This is a genomic window from Streptomyces filamentosus (genome assembly GCF_014654895.1).
Classification (GTDB): Bacteria; Actinomycetota; Actinomycetes; order Streptomycetales; family Streptomycetaceae; genus Streptomyces; species Streptomyces filamentosus.
In genome coordinates this window covers 468,657-485,884 of sequence record NZ_BNBE01000002.1, presented here as the reverse complement: position 1 = coordinate 485,884, position 17,228 = coordinate 468,657, and the positions used below count along the sequence as shown (strand labels likewise).

Below are 17,228 nucleotides of genomic sequence, written 5' to 3'. Positions count from 1 at the left end.
ATCAGCTCGGAGGGATGCCGCGGTCCACGGCGCGGCCGGCCACGGCCTGGCGGACGTCGTCGACCAGTCGACCGTCACGCATCCGGATCAGCCGGGGGACGCGCGCCCCGATGGCGCTGTCGTGGGTGACCAGGACGATCGTCTGGCCCTCGTCACGGTTGAGGTCGCACAGCAGGTCCATCACCTGGCCGGCCATGGCGCTGTCGAGGTTGCCGGTCGGCTCGTCCGCCCACACGATGGCCGGCCGTCCGACCAGGGCGCGTGCGATGGTCACACGCTGCTGTTCGCCGCCGGACAGTTCACTGGGGCGGTGCTCGACCCGAGGGGCGAGCCCGACCCGTTCGAGCGCGGTCAGAGCCCGTCGGCGCGCCTCGCGCGGCCGGACGCCCACGAGGAGCAGGGGCAGTTCGACGTTCTCCGCCGCGGAGAAGACCGGGATCAGGTTGAACGACTGGAAGATGAAGCCCATGGTGCGGGCCCGGTGCTCCGTGCGCGCGGCGTCCGACATCGCGAAGAGGTCGTGACCGTCGATCTCGACCCGTCCGCCGTCGATGTCGTCGAGCCCGGAGAGACAGTTGAGGAGGGTGGTCTTGCCGGAGCCGGACGGGCCCATCACCGCCACGAGTTCCCCGTGCCGCACGACGAGATCCAGATCGTCCAGGGCGGTGACCGCCACCGAGCCCGTCCGGTAGATCTTGCGGACTCCGGTGGCGACCAGAAGGGGACGGTCACCGTTCATACCCTCCATTCGAGATCCCGGAGGCGCCCGGCCGCCACGGCCGGTCGGCACCGTACGGGGGACCGACCGGCCCTGTGCTCGGCGCCCCGGGCGGCACACAGTGGGAGAGGAGGTCGGAGTGGCCGGGGTTCCGCTCGGCCGGGACCGAGCCGGCCCTCGGGAGCGTGAGTGGCCATGATGTTCTGGAACGGCGACGGCATGAACGGATGGGGCTGGTTCGCCATGTCGGCAGGAATGATCCTTTTCTGGGGACTCCTGATCACCGCCCTCGTGTTGATCTTCCGAGTGCTGGACCGGGCCGCTGAACGCCCCTCGCGGCAGGGCGGCCCCACGGGTCCGGAGCGGATTCTCGGCGAGCGGCTGGCCCGCGGTGAGATCGACGAGGAGGAGTACCGGAGGCGGCTGAGCGCTCTGCGGAGCGGAGAGCCGTAGGTCGTTCCGTGGGAGGCCGTCGGGATGCGGGAAGGCGTCCGCCCGGCCGGGCTGGGAACGTGCCCCGCCGGACGCCCGCCGAGTCGCGTGGGCGGCACGACGCGCTCCGTGAGCTGGTCGCACGGCACGCAGAGCGGGGGCGACCCGCTGCCCGCCGCGCCGGAGCGGGCCAGAGCGGCCGACGCAGAGGAGCCCGCCGCCTCCGGACCGCGGGGACGGGGCGGAGCCGGATTTCCCGTGGCGGCCGAAGCGACTTCGACATCGTCCACGCGGTGAGCGCGGCGATGGGTCACGCCCTCGGTTGCCGCACACCTGAGAGGACCCTTGCCGGGTACGGCCGTGTGGCCCCCGTCTTCGCAGGTGTCTCGCATGTCCGGCTCGACCGGCAAGGAGCCGTTCCGCGGCGCTGCCCCCGGCCCGACCGACCCCGCGAGTCCACCCTCCGCACCGAACGGTTCGCCACCCCGGACGGCCGCGCCCGCCTCTCCGCCGCGCCCCACCTGCCACCGGAAGAGGAACCGGACGCCGACCACCCGCTCCTGCTCGTCACCGGACGCCACTGGGCCCACTACAACTCCGGCAGCACGACCCGTCACGGCGCCACCTCGTGCTCGACCCCCATGACCATCTCGACCTGCACCCCGAGGACGCCGCGAGGTACGGAGTCGAGGACGGTGCTCCCGTCGTGGTGGACAGCCGCCACGGCCAGGCGAGGCTGATCGCCCGAGCGGGGAGCGACGTCGCCCCCGGACAGGTCTTCTGCGCCTTCCACTTCCCGTCCGACGGGGTCCACTCGCAGACCTCGGACCACGCCGACGCCGTGACCTCGTGCCCGGAGTACAAGGTCACGGCGGTACGGCTGCGCCCGGCGGCGCGGCCAGGGGCTGAACCGCGTCCGAACCGGCCCCCGAGCCCGGGTCCCGCCGGGATCAGTCGTGCGGTACGAGGACGACGGGGGCCCGGCTGTGGTGCAGCACGGCATGGGCGACGCTGCCGATGTGAGCGCCCATCGCCGAACGGCGCGTACGCCGTCCCACGACCACCAGACCGCCACCGGAGGCGGCCCGTACGAGTTCGGGGCCGGCCGGTCCGATCACCACGGAGGCCGCGGTGGCGACCTCGGGACACTTCGCGCGCCAGGGCTCCAACGTGTCCTCCAGCGCGCGCTCGACCTGCGACTGCACACTGATGCGCGGATCGGGCACCATGGCAGGTCCCCAGGCGTAGAACGGTAGTTGCTGGGCGTAGACGGCGGTCAGGCCGACACGTCGGCGGACCGCCTCTTCGAAGGAGAACGCGAGCACCGCGTCCGCGGGCTGCCGCGCGTCGACCCCGACCACGACGGGGCCCTCCGGAGCGACGCCGTCGGTCGCCCGGACCAGGACGACGGGACGCTCGACGACACCGGCCACGGCCAGGCCCACCGAGCCGACCAGATAGCCGGCCGTGCCGCTCAGCGCACGCGAACCCAGGGCCAGCAGGGCACCCGCCTCCGCCGCTTCGACCAGCGCCGGGACGGGGCCGGTGGTCGCGATCCGGGTGGACACGGAGAGGCCCGGACGCCGCTCGCGCAGTCCCGCCGCGGTGCTCGTCAGCAGTTCCTCGGCCCACGAGTCCTCAGACTTCCGGGCCGTGACCCGGGAGACGGAGTCCGGCCAGGGCTGCCGCGCGTGGAGCAGACGGACGCCTGTGTCGCGCAGCCCGGCTTCGTCGGCCGCCCACCGGGCGGCGGCCGCCGCCTCCTCCGAGCCGTCGATTCCGACCACGATGCCTTCGTCGTTCATGACCGTCCACCTCCTGGCGCCCCGGTGACGTCGTCGGTCCCGTGGACGAGGCGGGTGAGCGAGACCGAGACCACGCCGTCGACCGTCGCGCACATGCGCTCGATCACCGGAACCAGTCCTCGGTACGGCACCGTGCCGCCCAGCTCCACCTGCCCCTCCTTCACCTCGACGCTCACGGCGTCCGGCGCGAGGCCGAGCGTGCCGACGAGGACGTCCTCGGTGATCTCGCGGCGGATGCCGTCGTCGTCGCGGAGGAAGATCCCCAGCAGGTCCCGGCGGCTCACCAGACCGACGAGCCGGTCCTGGGCGTCGACGACGACCAGGCGCTTGACCCCCTGCACCTCCATCAGACGCGCGGCCTCCACGACCGTCCAGCCGGGACGGGCGCACACCGGGGGAGCGGACATCAGCTCCTCCGCGCGTGTTCCCTCCGCCTTCGCCCGCTCCCACGCCTCCAGTCCCGGCACGGGGGGCGTGTTCCCGGGGACGGCGGCCTGATCGGCCGCCTTCCGCAGGAGGTGGCCCTCCGACACGATGCCGATCACCCGGTCGGCCTCGTCCACGACCGGGGCGGCGGTGATGCGGTGCCGCGACAGCACACGCACGATCTCTTTGAACGGCGCGTCCCCGCGGAGGCTCACCACCTCACGGGTCATCAGCTCTTCGATCCGGCGGTGCCGCATCATCCGCTCCTCTCGTGTGCGGTCGTCGTCCCGATCACCAGGTGATCGGCTCGGCCGTCCTGGGCGACCGCGACCGGGGCGTCGTCCTCGGTCGGCTCTTCCGCCGAGTTCGGCGAGCGCCTCGGCGAAGTCGCGGTCCGGCGCGACGCGCTCCCCGTTTCCCTTCCGCAGACGCCGGTCGAAGGCGGTGCGCGCACGTCGGCGGTCGGCCATCACCGGAGCCGCGGGGCGGGCGTTCATCGGGGTGGTTCCACGTCGAGGGCCAGGTTGTCGTACGTGTAGTCGATCGACTGGTGCAGGGCGACGACCCCGTCCACGGAACGGCACAGCCTGACGATCACGGGGATGTCCGCGCGCTCCTCGACCCGGCCGGTCAGGGTGACGACCCCGTCGTCGACGGCGACCCGGAGCGTGTCGGGCGCGAGGCGCAGGGTGTCGCCCAGGACGTCGTGCTCGATCTCCTCCCGGATCGCGGTGTCTCCGCGGAGGAACGGCCGCAGCAGGTCGGTGCGGCTGACGATCCCGACCAGCCGACCCGTCTCGTCGATGACGGGGAGCCGCTTGACTCCTTTGCGGTCCATCGTCCTCGCCGTCTCGACGAGGTTCCAGCCGGGCTGCGCCGAGACGGCCGGCGACGTCATCAGATCGGCTGCCGTCTCCGCCTCGGGGAGGCCCCGCTCCCGGGACAGCAGCCGGACGCCCGCCCAGCGGCCCTCCAGATCCGGTAGTTCGGAGGTGTCCCTCAGCAGATCGGCCTCCGAGACCACGCCCAGGAGACGCCGGTCCTCGCCGACGACGGGAACCGCCGAGATGTCGTGCTCCACGAGAAGGCGCACGATCTCCTTGAAGGGCGTGCCGGGGGAGACGGTGACCACGCGGTGCGTCATCACCTCGAAAACGGTGCGGTGCTGCATGACGCCCCTCCTTCGCCGGGCGGACGTTCCCCGCCGATCCCACCCTGCGGCGCCCACGTCCACGGCAGGAGTGCCGAACGGGACCCTTCCGGGACCATTGGCCCCTATGGCGGGCGACGGGCATGCCCACAGGGTGAAGAGAGGCGACATGGCCGCGGCGCCGACGTCCCGTGGCCGCCCCGCCCGGAGGAGACAGCCATGAACCGCACCGCAACACGGAACAGCCCGGAGAGTTCCCGCCCCGGCCTGTGGGCCCGCGTGGGCGACCGGTTGATCGTCGGTGGTGCCACCGTCGGGGACGAGGGACGGGACGGCGAGATCGTGGCACTGCACCACGAGGACGGGACCCCGCCCTTCGACGTCTGCTGGTCGGACACCGGCCGGGTCACCCTCGTCTTCCCCGGCCCGGACGCCCGGGTCCAGCATTTCCCCCGCTCGGCGCGGACGGCTGCGCCACGTCGGTGAAAGCCGCCGTGGCGCCCACGACACCGGACACCGTCCTGGCCGGACGCACCGCCGGAGCAGCGGGCAGGGACTCCGGCATCCGGCCGGTGAGCGTCACCACGCCGTCCGCGACCTGTACGCCGCGCGTGGCATCGCCCTTGGGCACCAGCAACCCGACCGTTCGTGGCGCACCTCCTCGGCGAGCTCCGGGGCCGAGCGGAGGCGCGCCTTCGGCCGGCCCCCCTGCTCACGGCGCCGGCCGGCCGTCCCCGGCCACGACGGGAAGCCGCTTCAGAGGGCCGCGTCCCGACCGGGCCGGAGGGGACACGGCCTGGCAGAGCCCTGAAGGGGGACCGGTCGGCCCTGTCCCTCCCCTCCGACCGGTGCGAGCGTGACAACAGGCCCCCATACGACCGGAAGGCGGTGGGCAGGATGGAATCCCCCCTGGTAGTCGGCGTCGACGGGTCCGATCCCGCTCTGACGGCCCTGGACTGGGCGGTCGACGAGGCGGTGCGGCAGGGATGTCCCCTGCGGATCGTGCACGCCTCGCTGTGGGAGCGGTACGAGGGCGCCGCACCCCCCTGGACCGCCGACAGGCCGTGGGGCCAGGTCCTGGCCGACAACATCGTCGGCCAGGCCGCGGAGCGCGCCCTCCGGCGGGCGCCCGGGCTCCCCCTCAGCACCGACGTCGCCGCGGAGGACGCGGCGGGCGCCCTGCTCAGGGAGGGGCGGGGAGCGTGGGGCGTCGTGGTCGGCGCGCGCGGACGCACCGAACTCGGCGACCTCCTGCTGGGCTCGGTCGGCCTCGTCGTGGCCGCCCGCTCGTCGTGCCCCGTCGTCGTCGTACGAGGCGACCGGCAGGCCCTGGAAGCACGCCACGGGCGGATCCTCCTGGGGGTCGGCGACCATGACGTCGACTCCCCGGCCGTCGCCTTCGCCTTCCGCGAGGCGGCGGTCCGCGACGCGGAGCTGGACGCGGTGCGCACCTGGCGCCGGCCGCTCCACGACCCGCTCGACCATCCGCTCCTGCGCGGAGAGGCCGGGGTGTACCTCGCGGAGGAGGCGGCGGAGACCCTGGACAAGGCACTCGCCGTACGCGCGCGGGAGAACCCACGGGTACGGGTGCGGCGCAGCACCGTCGAAGGGGCCGCACACCGGGTGCTGACCGAGCGCTCCGCCGCCGCCGACCTCCTCGTGCTCGGCGCCCGCCGACGCGACGGCCTCGTCGGCCTCCAGCTCGGCAGAGCGGCCCACCGGGCCCTGCACCACTCGGTGTGCCCGGTCGCCGTCGTACCGCAGCTGTCACCCGCCACCGCGGAAGCCGCCCCGGAAGGGAGCGAGCGATGAACACCACCGGCGACCGGCGTCAGCAGAGCGACCTCGGCCGTCGCGTCGCGACGCGACGACGGCAGCTCGGACTGTCCCGCGAAGAGGTGGCGGAGCGGGCCGGATCCTCCCCCGGGTACATCGCCTACGTGGAGGAGCAGCTGTCCACGCCGGGCATCGAGTTCCTGGTCCGCCTCGCGCACGCCCTGGACACGACCGTCCAGCAGCTGACCGGGCTCACGGCCGACCTCGCTCCCGGCGGGGCGCCGCCGGGGAACCGGCCGGAACTCGTGGAACTCGACGAGGCGGAGTGCTGGTCCCTGCTCGACGGGCGGGGCGTCGGCCGGATCGGTGTCGAGGGGACCGACGGCCTCGCGGTCTTCCCGGTCAACTACCAGGTGCTCGACGAGAGCCTGGTCTTCTCCACCGCGCCGGAGTCCGCCCTCGGCCGGGCCGCCGCAGCCGGCGCCGAGGTCGCCTTCGAGGAGGACCGGCTCGACGAGGCGTTCCGCCGGGGCTGGAGCGTTCTGCTCGTCGGTCCGGTCCACGCGCTCTCCGACCCGGCCGAGGCGATGGGCATGAGCCGGGCCGTGACCGTGCGTCCCTGGTCGGGGGACGGGCGGGACACCGTCGTGAGGCTCGTGCCGCGTCGTGTCACGGGACGCCGGATCCTCGTGCCCGGCGCACCCGGAACGTGAACCGGGGAGGGGTGAGGGGCGGACCGGCCGGTCCGCCCCTCACCCGCACGCTCATCCCAGCGGGACGACCGCCACCGGTGCCGGGCTGTGGTGGACGACCGCGTGCGCCACGTGGCCGACGTGCGGGCCGGCCGGCAGCCGGCGGGCCCGGCGTCCCACGACGACGAGTTCCGCCTCCCGCGACGCCTCGGTCATCTGGTATGCGGCCGAGCCCACGACGGCCTCGACCGTGACGTCGGCCCCCGGATACCGGCTGCGCCACGGTGACAGCAGCTCGTCGAGGCCGACGCGTACGCCGGCGCCCAGCTCCTCGCCGATGCCCGGGTCCACCACGGCCGCGTAGCCGTAGGAGGCGGGCACCGTCCAGGTGCTGAGGAACCGCAGCGGAACGCGCCGTCTGGCTGCTTCCTCGAACGCGAAGGCCAGCAGGGGTTCGCACGGATGGTGGAGATCCACGCCGACCACGATCCCGTGTGCGGACGCCGCCGGGTCCGGGCGCCGCGCGCGCACGAGGACGACCGGCCGCCGGGCCGTGCCGACGACCGCGAGGGAGACGGATCCCACGATGAAGCCGAGGACGCCGCCGAGCCCGCGCGACCCGAGCACCAGCAGGTCCGCCTCGTCCGCCGCCGCGACCAGTTCGTCCGCCGCGCGCCCGCGCGCCCGCTCCGTGGTCACCTCCAGATCGGGGTGTTCCTTCCGGGCCCGGTCCGCCTCGTCGTGCAGGAGCGCCTCGGCCCGCTCGTACAGCGTCCGGGCGTAGGGGGCCGGGATCTCCGGAGTGTTCGGCCATTCCTCCACGTGCACCAGACGCAGCGGCACCCCACGGAGAACCGCTTCCCCCGCGGCCCACCGTGCCGCGGCGAGGCTTTCCTCCGAGCCGTCCAGTCCCACGGTGACCTGCGCTGCCATCACTGCCTCCTCGGCCGTCCGTCGATGACACCAGGCTCGTCCGGCGCACCGCCGCGCGGTGAGGGCCGGGCAGGTCCGCATCGGGGCCGAACGGCCCATCGCGGCCGGCGCGGGCCGGTGTCAGCGTGAGGAGTGACGCCCCTCCGGGCGCCGTACGCGCCCCGGGCGCACTCCCGAGGAGGAGCCATGAGCAGCGAGACCCCGGTCCGGCCCGAGCTGTCCGACGTCCTCGTGGGCGTCGACGGTTCCCCTTCGGCCCGGACGGCCGCCCTGTGGGCCGCCGCGGAGGCGGACCGGCGGTCCCGCCCCCTGCACCTCGTCCACGCCGCCGACACCGACCGGCGCGCCTACTGGAGCGATGCCGAGACGATCCAGGCCGTCCGGGAGACCGGTCGTGATCTGCTGGCCGGGACCGAGGCGGCGGTCAGGGAGCGCTTTCCCGACCTCGTCGTCACCCGACTGCTCGACCGGCGCGAACCGCTCGACGGGCTCCTGGAGGCCGCGGGCGGAGAGAAGGCGGTCGTCGTCGGCAGCAGGGGCCTCGGAGGCTTCTCCGCCCTCCTGCTCGGCTCCGTGGGACTCGGAGTCGCCGCCCGTGCGGACGTGCCCGTGATCGTCGTGCGCGGCGGGGCGGACCGTCCCGAGTCGGGTTCCGTGACCGCGGCGGTCCGCGATGCCGACGACCTGGGGTGGCTGCTCCTCGCCGCCGCGGAGGCGGACGTCCGCAAGGTCCCGCTCCGCCTCCTGAGCGTGTGGAACATCCTCACGCACGTCGGCGACGTGGCGACCATGCTCGACGACCTCGACGCCGCCGCGCACCGGCGGGTGCGCGAGGTGAAGACCCTCGCCGACCGCGTCCGCGAGTGGTACCCCGACCTCACCGTCGCCCCTCACGTCGAGACCGGGACCTCGACCCCCGGGATCCTCGTCGACGCCAGCGCCCACACCGACCTGATCGTGATGGGCCGGGGACACCGGCCCCTCGGCGTGGGCCCCTCCCTCGGGCGCGTCGCCCACGCCCTCATCCACCACGCCCACTGCCCCGTGGAGATCGTCCCGGTCGACTTCGGGACGCGCGGCGGCGACACCCCGTGAACGACCTCCTGTTCGGCGTGGACCCCGAGGAGGTCTCCGTACCCGCCCTCGTATGGGCGGCGGACGAGGCCGCCCGCCGACGTCTGCGGCTGCGCCTCGTCGTCGCCGTGCCCCCCGTGCACGACCGGCTGGGGTACGACGCCCTGGGGCACCGCACCGCCCTGCGGATCCGCGCGGAGTCCGCCCTCGCCGACGTCGAGGAACTCGTCCGAAGGCTCCGCGGCCCTCTGCCGGCGACCTCGGAACTCGTGGACGGGGCACCGGCCACGGTGCTGCTCGCCCGGGCGGCCGGGGCCGACCTGGTGGTGGTCGGGTCGCGCCGGCTCGGCAGGGCCGCCGAACTGCTCGGTGAGAACTCGGTCGTCGTCCCGCTCACCGCGCGCGCTCCCTGCCCCGTCGTCGTGGTCCGGGCGCCGGAGCACACCGAGGTCCATCCCCCCACCCTCGTGGTCGGCGTGGACGGCAGCGAACAGAGCCAGGAGGCCGTCGCGTTCGCCGTCCACGAGGCGAGCCTGCGCGAGGCACGGCTGAGAGCGGTCTGGGTCTGGCCCCGACCGCTCCTCGCCCACGAGGACACCGGGGCGGGCCTGGCCGAGCGGCGTCGCCTCCTCGCGGAGTCCGTGGCCGGCTGGGCGGAGCGCTACCCCGACACGGACATCGACCAGGACGTCGTGCGCGGGCATCCGGTCGCGGAACTCGCTCTGGCCGCAAGGGAATCCCTCGCGCTGGTCGTCGGTCGGACGGGGCGCGGCGGCTACTCGGGCATGCGCCTCGGATCGACGGTCCACGGCCTCCTGCACCACGCCGACTGCCCGGTGATCACCGTCCCCTCCGGCGCCCCGGTTCTCGGGGGCGACCGCCCCCGGGGCCGGGCCGAACGGCCTCCCCGCCTGGGGCCCGACCGGCCTCCACCGGGTTGACCCCCTCGGCACTGGGCACCGTGCACGCCGCCCCCGAGGCTGGTGGAAGCGCACGTCCCGAAGGCCGCTCCAGGCCCTGCGAAGAGGTGAGTGCCATGCAGCGCGTCCGCATCAGCGCCAAGCCCCGTCGGCCCCGCGAGCAGACCCCGCTGGACCTGCGCACCCCGTCCGGCCGCATCCTGCCCTACTGACCCGGCTCGCCCGCCGAGCCGTCCGGGGCCCGAGGAGACGCCATGGGATCCGTGCGACGCGTCGTCCCCTTCACCGACCCGGGCCGCCGGGACGCCGGCCGTGTGGGAGGCGGGAACGCCTCGCTCGGCGAGCCGGCCGACCGGCTCGGTGCGGCGGGAAACCAGGTTCCGCCCGGATGCGCCACCACCGCGGACGCCTACGGGGAACCGCTCGACACCCACCGTCTGCGTTCCCTTCCCGCCGCCCACGTCCTCCTGCGCCGCCGCGACCCCGCCCGGTGAACGACCCACCACGACGCCGGACCTTCAAGGGCCGGTCGGTCCCCTCGGGGACGGGACCGTTCGGCCCTCTCCGACAGCCCCTTTCGACACTGCGCCGCGCACCGGACGGACAGCAGCCTGGAAGTGCGGAGGCGGACCCTCCGCCACCCGCCGGGGCGGCGCCCGGCACCATGGAAGAGGAGCAGGACGATGACCGGAGCCAAGCCGGAACGCAGGCACAGCTTCTTCCCCGACTTCGACACCTGGTTCGGCCGGGAGTTCCCCGGTCTCCCCGGATGGCGCCCCGCCACGGCCGCCCACGCCATCCCGGTCGAGGTCACCAGCGGCGACGACGGCGTGTACACCCTGCGGGCCGAACTCCCCGGCATGGATCCGGACGACATCGCCCTCACGGTCGACGGCGACCTCCTCACCGTGCGCGCCGAGCACCGGGAGAGCGCCGGGGACAAGGACCATTCGGAATTCCGCTACGGCGCGTTCCGCAGGACCGTACGCCTCCCCGACGCCATCCCGGCGGACGACGTCGACGCCTCCTACGCGGACGGCATCCTCACCGTGCGCGTCCCGATGCCCGCCCCGGACACCCGCACGGCACGGACCATCCGCGTCAAGCGGGCCGCCGACGGCGAGGAGGACCGGTCATGACCACGAAGCGCGTCCTCGTGGCCTACGGCAGCAAGCACGGGGCGACCGCCGGCATCGCCGACGAGATCGGCAGGACCCTCCAGGCCGACGGATTCGACACCGACGTCCGGCCGGCCGACACCGTCACCGACGTCAGCGACTACGACGGCGTCGTCCTCGGCGGAGCGCTCTACGCCGGACGCTGGAACGGCAAGGCCCGCAAGTGCGCCCGGCGCAACGCCGAACAGCTCCGGCACCGTCCCGTCTGGCTCTTCAGCAGCGGCCCCGTCGACAGCTCCGCCGAACGGCACGACATCCCGCCCGTACCCGGCGTCGCCCGCCGCATGGAGCAGCTGGGCGCGAGGGAGCACGTCACCTTCGGCGGCGCCCTCACCGCGGACAACCCGGACTTCATCGCCCGGGCCATGGTCCGCAAGGGCAAGGGCGGGGACTTCCGCGACCCGGCCCGCGTCCGCGCCTGGGCCCACCGCATCGGAGCCGCGCTCGACGAGGACGGCTGAGTCCCGGCCTTCCCGCCCGAGGGGAAGACAAGCGCCCGGAGGCGTGTCATGACCGAACGCGAACCGTCCCGCACGGACCCGCGACCACCCCGCGGCGGCCCGGGCCACCGGACGGCCGTGGTCGTCGTCCTGGCCCTCGCCCTGGTCTGCGGTGCGATCGCCGCGGGATACCTGTGGAGCTTCGGGGCCCGGACGGAGCGCGCCCGCGCCGCCCAGCTCCACCGGGTCACGGCGACCACCACGGGGGCGGCCGGAGAGGCTTCCCCCCTGACGCGGAGCGGTGCGGCGAACCGCGCCGTCGCCCCCGCCCGGTGGGAGTACCCGGACGGGGTGCGCCGCTCCGGCACCGTCGAGGTCCCCGCCGGGACGCCCCGGGGACGGACCGTGGCCGTCACGGTGGACGACTCGGGCACCGCCGTCCGCCGGCCCGGCAACTCGTCGGACATCATGCTGATCTCCCTCGCCGGCGGCACCGCCACGGCAGGAGCCGTCGCGGCCACCGGAGCCGGGGCGCTCGTCCTCATGCGACGGAGGACCGACGGCCGTACGTCCGCGGCCCTGGAGCGCGAGTGGGAGCAGGTCGAGCCCGTCTGGTCCGGCCGCCTCCGGAGGGGGAGCGGCCCGGAGGGCGGCCCCGGGACGGACGATGTCTGACCACGGCGCCGACCGGACGGCGACCGGCCGCACCGGCCGTCGCCCGCGCACCGTCCGACCGCCGGCCGAGGCGCTTCCGTTCGATCCGAGCGAGCCCCTTCCCCGCCTCCGCCGGGAGCTGGACACCGGCCCGGACGGGCTGTCCGCCCGCGAGGCGGCCCGCCGTCTCGCGGTGCACGGTCCGAACGAGGTGCGCCGCAAGGCGAGCGCCCCGTTCTGGCGGGAGGCGGCCGCCCAGCTGGCGCATCCCCTGGCCCTGCTGCTGTGGGCGGCCGCCGCGCTGGCCTTCGTGGCGGACCTGGCCGTGCTCGGCTGGGCCGTCCTCGCGGTCATCGTCGTCAACGCGGGTTTCGCGCTGCTCCAGGAACGCCAGGCGGAACGCGCGGTGGAGACCCTCGCCCGCTACCTGCCCGAGCACGCCCTCGTCGTGCGCGACGGGCAGGCGCTCACCGTGGAGGCCCGTGACCTCGTGCCGGGCGACGTCATCGTCCTGGAGGAAGGGGACAAGGTCCCGGCGGACGGCAGGGTCACCGAGGGCGGCGTGGAGGTGGACCTGTCGATGCTGACGGGGGAGTCGGTGCCGGCGGAACGGGTGGCGGTGGCCGGATTGCTCGGCGCTCCCCTCCTGGAGGAGCCCAACCTCGTCTTCAGCGGGACCACCTGCGTCGAGGGACAGGCCCGGGCCGTCGTCTTCGCCACCGGGGACCGCACCGAGCTGGGACGGATCGCCGCCCTCAGCCAACGGACCGGACGGGAGCCGAGCCCCCTGGAGCGACAGGTCAAGAAGGTGGCCTGGCTCATCGCCGGCGTCGCCACGGCCATGGGCGTCCTCTTCCTCGTCGTCGGCGTGGCGGTCGGCCTGCCGGTGACCGACTCGCTCATGTTCGCCATCGGGCTCCTCGTCGCCAACGTCCCCGAGGGACTGCTGCCGACGATCACCCTCGCCCTCGCCGTCGGCGTGCGCGCCCTGGCCCGGCACGGCGCCCTGGTCAAGCGCCTCAGCGCGGTCGAGACCCTCGGCTCCACCAGCGTCGTCTGCACGGACAAGACCGGCACCCTCACCCGCAACCGCATGCACCTGCGTGCACATTGGACCCCCGGTCACGGAACGGACGCGGGGCCCTGGGCCCGGGCCCTGGTGCGGGCCGCCGCCGAGTGCACCACGGTCACCCGGGACACGGACGGCGAGCTGCACGGCGACCCCACCGAGTCCGCCCTCGTGGAGGGAGCCGCCGGCCTCGGAGCACCGGTGGACCCCGACCGGCGCGACGGCCGGCGGCAGACACTCTTCCGGTTCGACCCACGGCTCCGGATGATGTCCGTCGTCCAGGCCCCGGAGGGCTCCGGTGCCGCCCGGGTGGTGGTCAAGGGAGCCCCCGAAGCGGTTCTGGAGCGCGTCCTGCCCGGTCCCGACCGAGAGGCGGCCCGAGCGGCGGCACAGCGACTCGCCGAAGAGGGCACGCGCGTCCTGGCGGTCGCCGTCCGCGAGCTGGGCCCGGACGAGGGGACGCCCGCCCGGCGGCAGGACGCCGAGACCGGCCTGACCCTGTCGGGCCTGATCGGTCTGTACGACCCGCCGCGCGCCGAGGTCGCGGCCGCCGTCCGCCGCTGCCACGAGGCCGGGGTGCGCGTGCACGTCGTGACGGGGGACAACGGCGCCACGGCCGCCGCGATCGCACGGGAGGTCGGCATCGGTGAGCCCCGACTGGAGGTCGTCGCCGCCTCCGAATCCCTGGACGACAGCGAACTGGACCGGCTCCTCGTCGAGGACGACGCCGAGATCGTCTTCGCGCGCTCCTCGCCCGAGACGAAACTCAAGGTCGCCGACACCCTGCGCGCCCACGGCCGGATCGTCGCCATGACGGGCGACGGCGTCAACGACGCCCCCGCCCTGCACCGCGCCCACATCGGGGTGGCGATGGGCCGCTCCGGCACGGACGTGGCCCGCGAGGCGGCGGCCATGGTGCTCACCGACGACGACTTCGCCACCATCGTCACCGCGATCGAATCCGGTCGCCGCGTCTACGACAACGTCCGCAAGTTCATCGTCTACATCTTCGCCCACGCCACCCCGGAGATCGTGCCCTTCCTCGTCTTCGCCCTCTCGGCGGGCGCCGTGCCCCTCCCGCTCACCGTGCTCCAGATCCTCGCCATCGACCTCGGCACGGAGACCCTCCCCGCGCTCGCGCTGGGCAGGGAGCGCTCCGAACCCGGTGTGATGCGACGCCCGCCCCGCCCCGAGCACCAGGGCGTCATCTCGCGCGACATGCTCGTCCGCAGCTGGGGCTGCCTGGGCCTGGTCTCGGCCGTCCTCGTGATGACCGCGTTCCTCTACGTCCTCTGGCGCGCCGGCTGGCAGCCCGGCGACCCCACCGGCGAGGGGACCCCCCTTCACAGCGCCTACGTGACGGCGACGACGGCCACGTTCGCCGGCATCGTCACCTGCCAGGTCGGCACCGCCTTCGCCGCCCGCACCGACCGTGCCGCGCTCCGCGAGATCGGGCTCCTGTCCAACCCGCTGCTGCTCGCGGGCATCGCCTTCGAACTCTGCTTCACCGCCGCGCTCGTCTACGCGCCGCCACTGCGGCAGGCCTTCGGCACGGCACCGCTTCCCTGGGACGTCGTGCTGCTCATCGGCACCTTCCCCCTGCTGGTCTGGGGCGTCGACGAGGCGCGCCGTGCCCGGCGGCGTCAGAGGGACTTCTCCGCCGGTGCCGGCTCGTCCCCGCCCTGGTCGAGGCGGAAGGGCGGATAGACGTCCGTCATCAGGCTCGCGTAGGCGGCGACGCGCAGCACCCAGCGGTTCAGCCCCACGACGAGGTCGAAGAGATCCCGGGGGTAGCGGGAGGTGAAGGCGAGGGCGAAGCCGGCGACGACCGCGAACAGGGTGACCAGACCACCGCTCCACCAGCCGGCGCGCACGCCACCGGTGAAGAAAGCCAGGACCAGGTAGTGCGGGATCGCCAGCAGCCACCACTTGACCAGCACCTGCGCGCGGGACAGCCGCTCCGGGTAGGCGATGTCCAGCCGGGCCGGGTAGCCGGGCTCCTCGCCCAGGCTGAAGGGCGGGTAACGGTCGGTGCCGAGCGCGCCGTAGGAGTAGTACGAGACCCGCCAGGACCAGCGCAGCACGCCGAGGCAGAAGTCGAACAGGGGTCGCGGGTACCGCTCGGTGAACAGGATCGCGAAGAAGGCGATCACCGTCACCATCAGGAAGGCGATCCACAGGAAGAACAGCACGATCCAGTGCGGGATCGCGAGGATCCATTTGACCAGCCACAGCCAACGGGAGAGCGGGGCGTCGAGCACGGCCGTCACGCGGACGGGCGGGGGGAGTGTCCGAGGAGCGTCCATGTCGCTACTTCCCTGTGCTGGAGGTGCGGTCGTCGCGCCGGAGCCGGTCCACGACCCCCACCACCCCGTCGACGCTGTTGCAGAGTCTGAGGAGGACGGGCACGAGCCCGGGACGCCGGACCGTGCCGCTGAGGGTGACCCGGCCGTCCTCGACCTCCACGGAGATGTCGGAGGGGTGCAGACCGAGCGTCCGGGTCATCACGTCCTCGACGATCTCCTCCTGGATCGCCCGGTCCCTGCGGAGGAACAGCCGGACCAGGTCGCTGCGGCTCAGGACCCCCACGACCCGCCCGTCGGTGCCGGTCACCGGCAGCCGCTTCACCTCGGCCCTGTCCATCACCCGGGCCGCGCGCACCACGCTCCAGTCGGGGTGGGCGACGACGGCGGGGCTCGACATGAGCGCGCCGGCCGTGTCGGTGCCGGAGCCGGCCGCGTGGCGGCGGACGAGGTCGGCTTCCGAGACGACGCCCAGGGGACGGTTCTCCTCGTCCACCACGCAGACGGCGGTGATGTCGAACTCGTCCAGAAGCCGGACGATCTCCTTGAACGGCGTCTGCCGCCCGACGCTGACGGCCGTGGGCGTCATCAGCTCGGCCACGCTTCGGTGCCTCATCGCCGGTCACCTTCCGTGTACGGATTCCACGCCCCCATTTCTCAGGATCGCCCGTGTCGCCCGGCGGGGGGAGGGCCGTCCGGCCCCCTCGGGCCGCCGTGGCGGCCGCCCGAGGGCAGAGCGGGGACAGCGGACACGTCTCCACCGGGCGGGTCTGCGGCAGCGGCTCTTCGCCGCAGACGAACCTGCCCTCCGGGACGTCGCTTCGAGCACGCACGGGGAGCTGCCGCCGGGGTCATGCCCCGGCGGCGAGGGTGAGCGCGCACCGTACGTCCACCACGCCCTCGACGGCCCGTGCCAGGCGCTCCGCGAGCGGGATGAGCGTGCTGTCGCGCACGTCGCCGGCCAGGGTCACCACACCGGCGTCGACGCGGACCTCGATCCGGTCCCGGGAGAGCGGGAACAGACGCGCCACGACGTCGCGGCGGACCTCGTCGGCGAGCTCCTCGTCCGGCCGGAGGAAGACCTTCAGCAGGTCGGAGCGGCTGACGACGCCCTGGATCACCCCGTCGGCGTCGACGACGGGAAGCCGTTTCACCCGGTGGGTGGCCATGAGCCGGGCCGCTCGGGGCAGGGATGCCTCCGGTCGTACGGTGACGGCGGGCGTGGTCATCAGCTCCACCGCCCGGTCGGAACCGGCCTTCGCGGTGGCGTCGCGTCGCCGCAGCTGCTCGACCATGCCGAGGCGGTGGTCGTGGAACTCCTCCTTGAGGAGCAGGTCCGCCTCGGACACGACACCGACGACCCGCCCTTCCCCCTCCAGGACGGGCAGCGCGGTCACCTTCCAGCGTTCCATCGCGGCGACGATCTCCTTGAAGGAGGTGTCGGGCCGGACGGCGACGACCTTCTTGGTCATCACGTCGGCGACGGTGAACGTCCGTGTGGTCATGGCTGTCTCCTTCAAGGGGCGTGGGGCAGGAGCTCGGGAGCGTGCGGGGGGGGGTGTCCACGGCGGCGTCACGACGGCCCGGGACGCGGACGTCGAGCCCCACACGGCCGGCCTGGACGATCCAGAAGCGGCCGGCCCGCGGCGCTGTCCGAA

The 17,228-nt window shown here is 74.1% G+C and carries 19 protein-coding genes and 1 pseudogene; 12 read left to right on the top strand and 8 right to left on the bottom strand.

Features of this window, described 5'->3' with window-relative positions:
* Position 1 precedes the first annotated feature (1 nt).
* The gene (locus IE326_RS21265) at positions 2 to 739 is read right to left on the bottom strand and encodes an ABC transporter ATP-binding protein (protein WP_190042634.1); all 738 of its coding nucleotides are present in this window, start codon (positions 737 to 739) and stop codon (positions 2 to 4) included.
* A 174-nt stretch (positions 740 to 913) separates the two neighbouring features.
* Between IE326_RS21265 and IE326_RS21260 the strand changes: the two genes are divergently transcribed.
* Positions 914 to 1,171, top strand: a complete 258-nt coding sequence (locus IE326_RS21260; protein WP_150232330.1) for an SHOCT domain-containing protein — start codon at positions 914 to 916, stop codon at positions 1,169 to 1,171.
* 607 nt (positions 1,172 to 1,778) lie between these two features.
* Positions 1,779 to 1,964: pseudogene (locus IE326_RS40815) on the top strand (molybdopterin dinucleotide binding domain-containing protein); the annotation flags it as partial.
* A 136-nt stretch (positions 1,965 to 2,100) separates the two neighbouring features.
* On the opposite strand, the gene IE326_RS21250 reads toward IE326_RS40815, so the two are convergent.
* The 3 genes from IE326_RS21250 to IE326_RS21240 form a co-directional block, all read right to left on the bottom strand.
* Entirely contained in the window at positions 2,101 to 2,955 is an 855-nt protein-coding gene (locus IE326_RS21250) for a universal stress protein (RefSeq protein WP_190042633.1), read from the bottom strand.
* Positions 2,952 to 3,638 (bottom strand): CBS domain-containing protein, encoded by a 687-nt coding sequence (locus IE326_RS21245; RefSeq protein WP_190043449.1) that lies wholly within the window; start codon positions 3,636 to 3,638, stop codon positions 2,952 to 2,954. Before IE326_RS21245 ends, IE326_RS21250 begins: the two co-directional genes overlap by 4 nt.
* A gap of 236 nt (positions 3,639 to 3,874) precedes the next feature.
* Positions 3,875 to 4,552, bottom strand: coding sequence for a CBS domain-containing protein (locus tag IE326_RS21240; protein WP_150226340.1), 678 nt, complete (start codon positions 4,550 to 4,552; stop codon positions 3,875 to 3,877).
* Between the two features lie 198 nt (positions 4,553 to 4,750).
* On the opposite strand from IE326_RS21240, the gene IE326_RS21235 reads away from it, so the two are divergent.
* The 3 genes from IE326_RS21235 to IE326_RS21225 all read left to right on the top strand — a co-directional run bounded on the left by IE326_RS21235 (position 4,751) and on the right by IE326_RS21225 (position 7,020).
* Entirely contained in the window at positions 4,751 to 5,017 is a 267-nt protein-coding gene (locus IE326_RS21235; RefSeq protein ID WP_373310244.1) for a DUF1918 domain-containing protein, read from the top strand.
* Positions 5,018 to 5,428: 411 nt separating this feature from the next.
* On the top strand, positions 5,429 to 6,343 hold the full coding sequence (locus IE326_RS21230; RefSeq protein WP_190042632.1) for a universal stress protein: 915 nt from the start codon (positions 5,429 to 5,431) through the stop codon (positions 6,341 to 6,343).
* Positions 6,340 to 7,020, top strand: a complete 681-nt coding sequence (locus tag IE326_RS21225; RefSeq protein WP_190042631.1) for a helix-turn-helix domain-containing protein — start codon at positions 6,340 to 6,342, stop codon at positions 7,018 to 7,020. Before IE326_RS21230 ends, IE326_RS21225 begins: the two co-directional genes overlap by 4 nt.
* 51 nt (positions 7,021 to 7,071) lie before the next feature.
* Here the strand turns inward: IE326_RS21225 and IE326_RS21220 are convergent, their stop codons facing one another.
* Complete coding sequence (locus tag IE326_RS21220; RefSeq protein ID WP_190042630.1) at positions 7,072 to 7,932, bottom strand: universal stress protein; 861 nt, start codon at positions 7,930 to 7,932, stop codon at positions 7,072 to 7,074.
* A gap of 186 nt (positions 7,933 to 8,118) precedes the next feature.
* On the opposite strand from IE326_RS21220, the gene IE326_RS21215 reads away from it, so the two are divergent.
* The 7 genes from IE326_RS21215 (at position 8,119) to IE326_RS21185 (ending at position 14,974) form a co-directional block, all read left to right on the top strand.
* Positions 8,119 to 9,027, top strand: coding sequence for a universal stress protein (locus IE326_RS21215; RefSeq protein WP_190042629.1), 909 nt, complete (start codon positions 8,119 to 8,121; stop codon positions 9,025 to 9,027).
* On the top strand, positions 9,024 to 9,947 hold the full coding sequence (locus tag IE326_RS21210) for a universal stress protein (RefSeq protein WP_190042628.1): 924 nt from the start codon (positions 9,024 to 9,026) through the stop codon (positions 9,945 to 9,947). The genes IE326_RS21215 and IE326_RS21210 overlap by 4 nt, the downstream gene beginning before the upstream one ends.
* Before the next feature lie 233 nt (positions 9,948 to 10,180).
* Positions 10,181 to 10,420 (top strand): hypothetical protein, encoded by a 240-nt coding sequence (locus tag IE326_RS21205; RefSeq protein WP_150226334.1) that lies wholly within the window; start codon positions 10,181 to 10,183, stop codon positions 10,418 to 10,420.
* A gap of 189 nt (positions 10,421 to 10,609) precedes the next feature.
* Positions 10,610 to 11,065, top strand: a complete 456-nt coding sequence (locus IE326_RS21200) for an Hsp20/alpha crystallin family protein (protein ID WP_150226333.1) — start codon at positions 10,610 to 10,612, stop codon at positions 11,063 to 11,065.
* Positions 11,062 to 11,565 (top strand): flavodoxin domain-containing protein, encoded by a 504-nt coding sequence (locus IE326_RS21195; protein WP_150226332.1) that lies wholly within the window; start codon positions 11,062 to 11,064, stop codon positions 11,563 to 11,565. The genes IE326_RS21200 and IE326_RS21195 overlap by 4 nt, the downstream gene beginning before the upstream one ends.
* A 48-nt stretch (positions 11,566 to 11,613) precedes the next feature.
* Positions 11,614 to 12,219 (top strand): Rv1733c family protein, encoded by a 606-nt coding sequence (locus tag IE326_RS21190; protein WP_190042627.1) that lies wholly within the window; start codon positions 11,614 to 11,616, stop codon positions 12,217 to 12,219.
* Complete coding sequence (locus IE326_RS21185) at positions 12,212 to 14,974, top strand: cation-translocating P-type ATPase (protein WP_190042626.1); 2,763 nt, start codon at positions 12,212 to 12,214, stop codon at positions 14,972 to 14,974. The genes IE326_RS21190 and IE326_RS21185 overlap by 8 nt, the downstream gene beginning before the upstream one ends.
* On the opposite strand, the gene IE326_RS21180 is transcribed toward IE326_RS21185, so the two are convergent.
* The 3 genes from IE326_RS21180 to IE326_RS21170 form a co-directional block, all read right to left on the bottom strand.
* Complete coding sequence (locus IE326_RS21180) at positions 14,911 to 15,573, bottom strand: DUF4389 domain-containing protein (protein WP_190042625.1); 663 nt, start codon at positions 15,571 to 15,573, stop codon at positions 14,911 to 14,913. The genes IE326_RS21185 and IE326_RS21180 overlap by 64 nt on opposite strands.
* 4 nt (positions 15,574 to 15,577) lie before the next feature.
* A complete protein-coding gene (locus IE326_RS21175) occupies positions 15,578 to 16,186 on the bottom strand; it encodes a CBS domain-containing protein (protein ID WP_190042624.1) in 609 nt (202 codons plus the stop codon).
* Between the two features lie 235 nt (positions 16,187 to 16,421).
* A complete protein-coding gene (locus tag IE326_RS21170; RefSeq protein WP_150226327.1) occupies positions 16,422 to 17,075 on the bottom strand; it encodes a CBS domain-containing protein in 654 nt (217 codons plus the stop codon).
* Positions 17,076 to 17,228 lie beyond the last annotated feature (153 nt).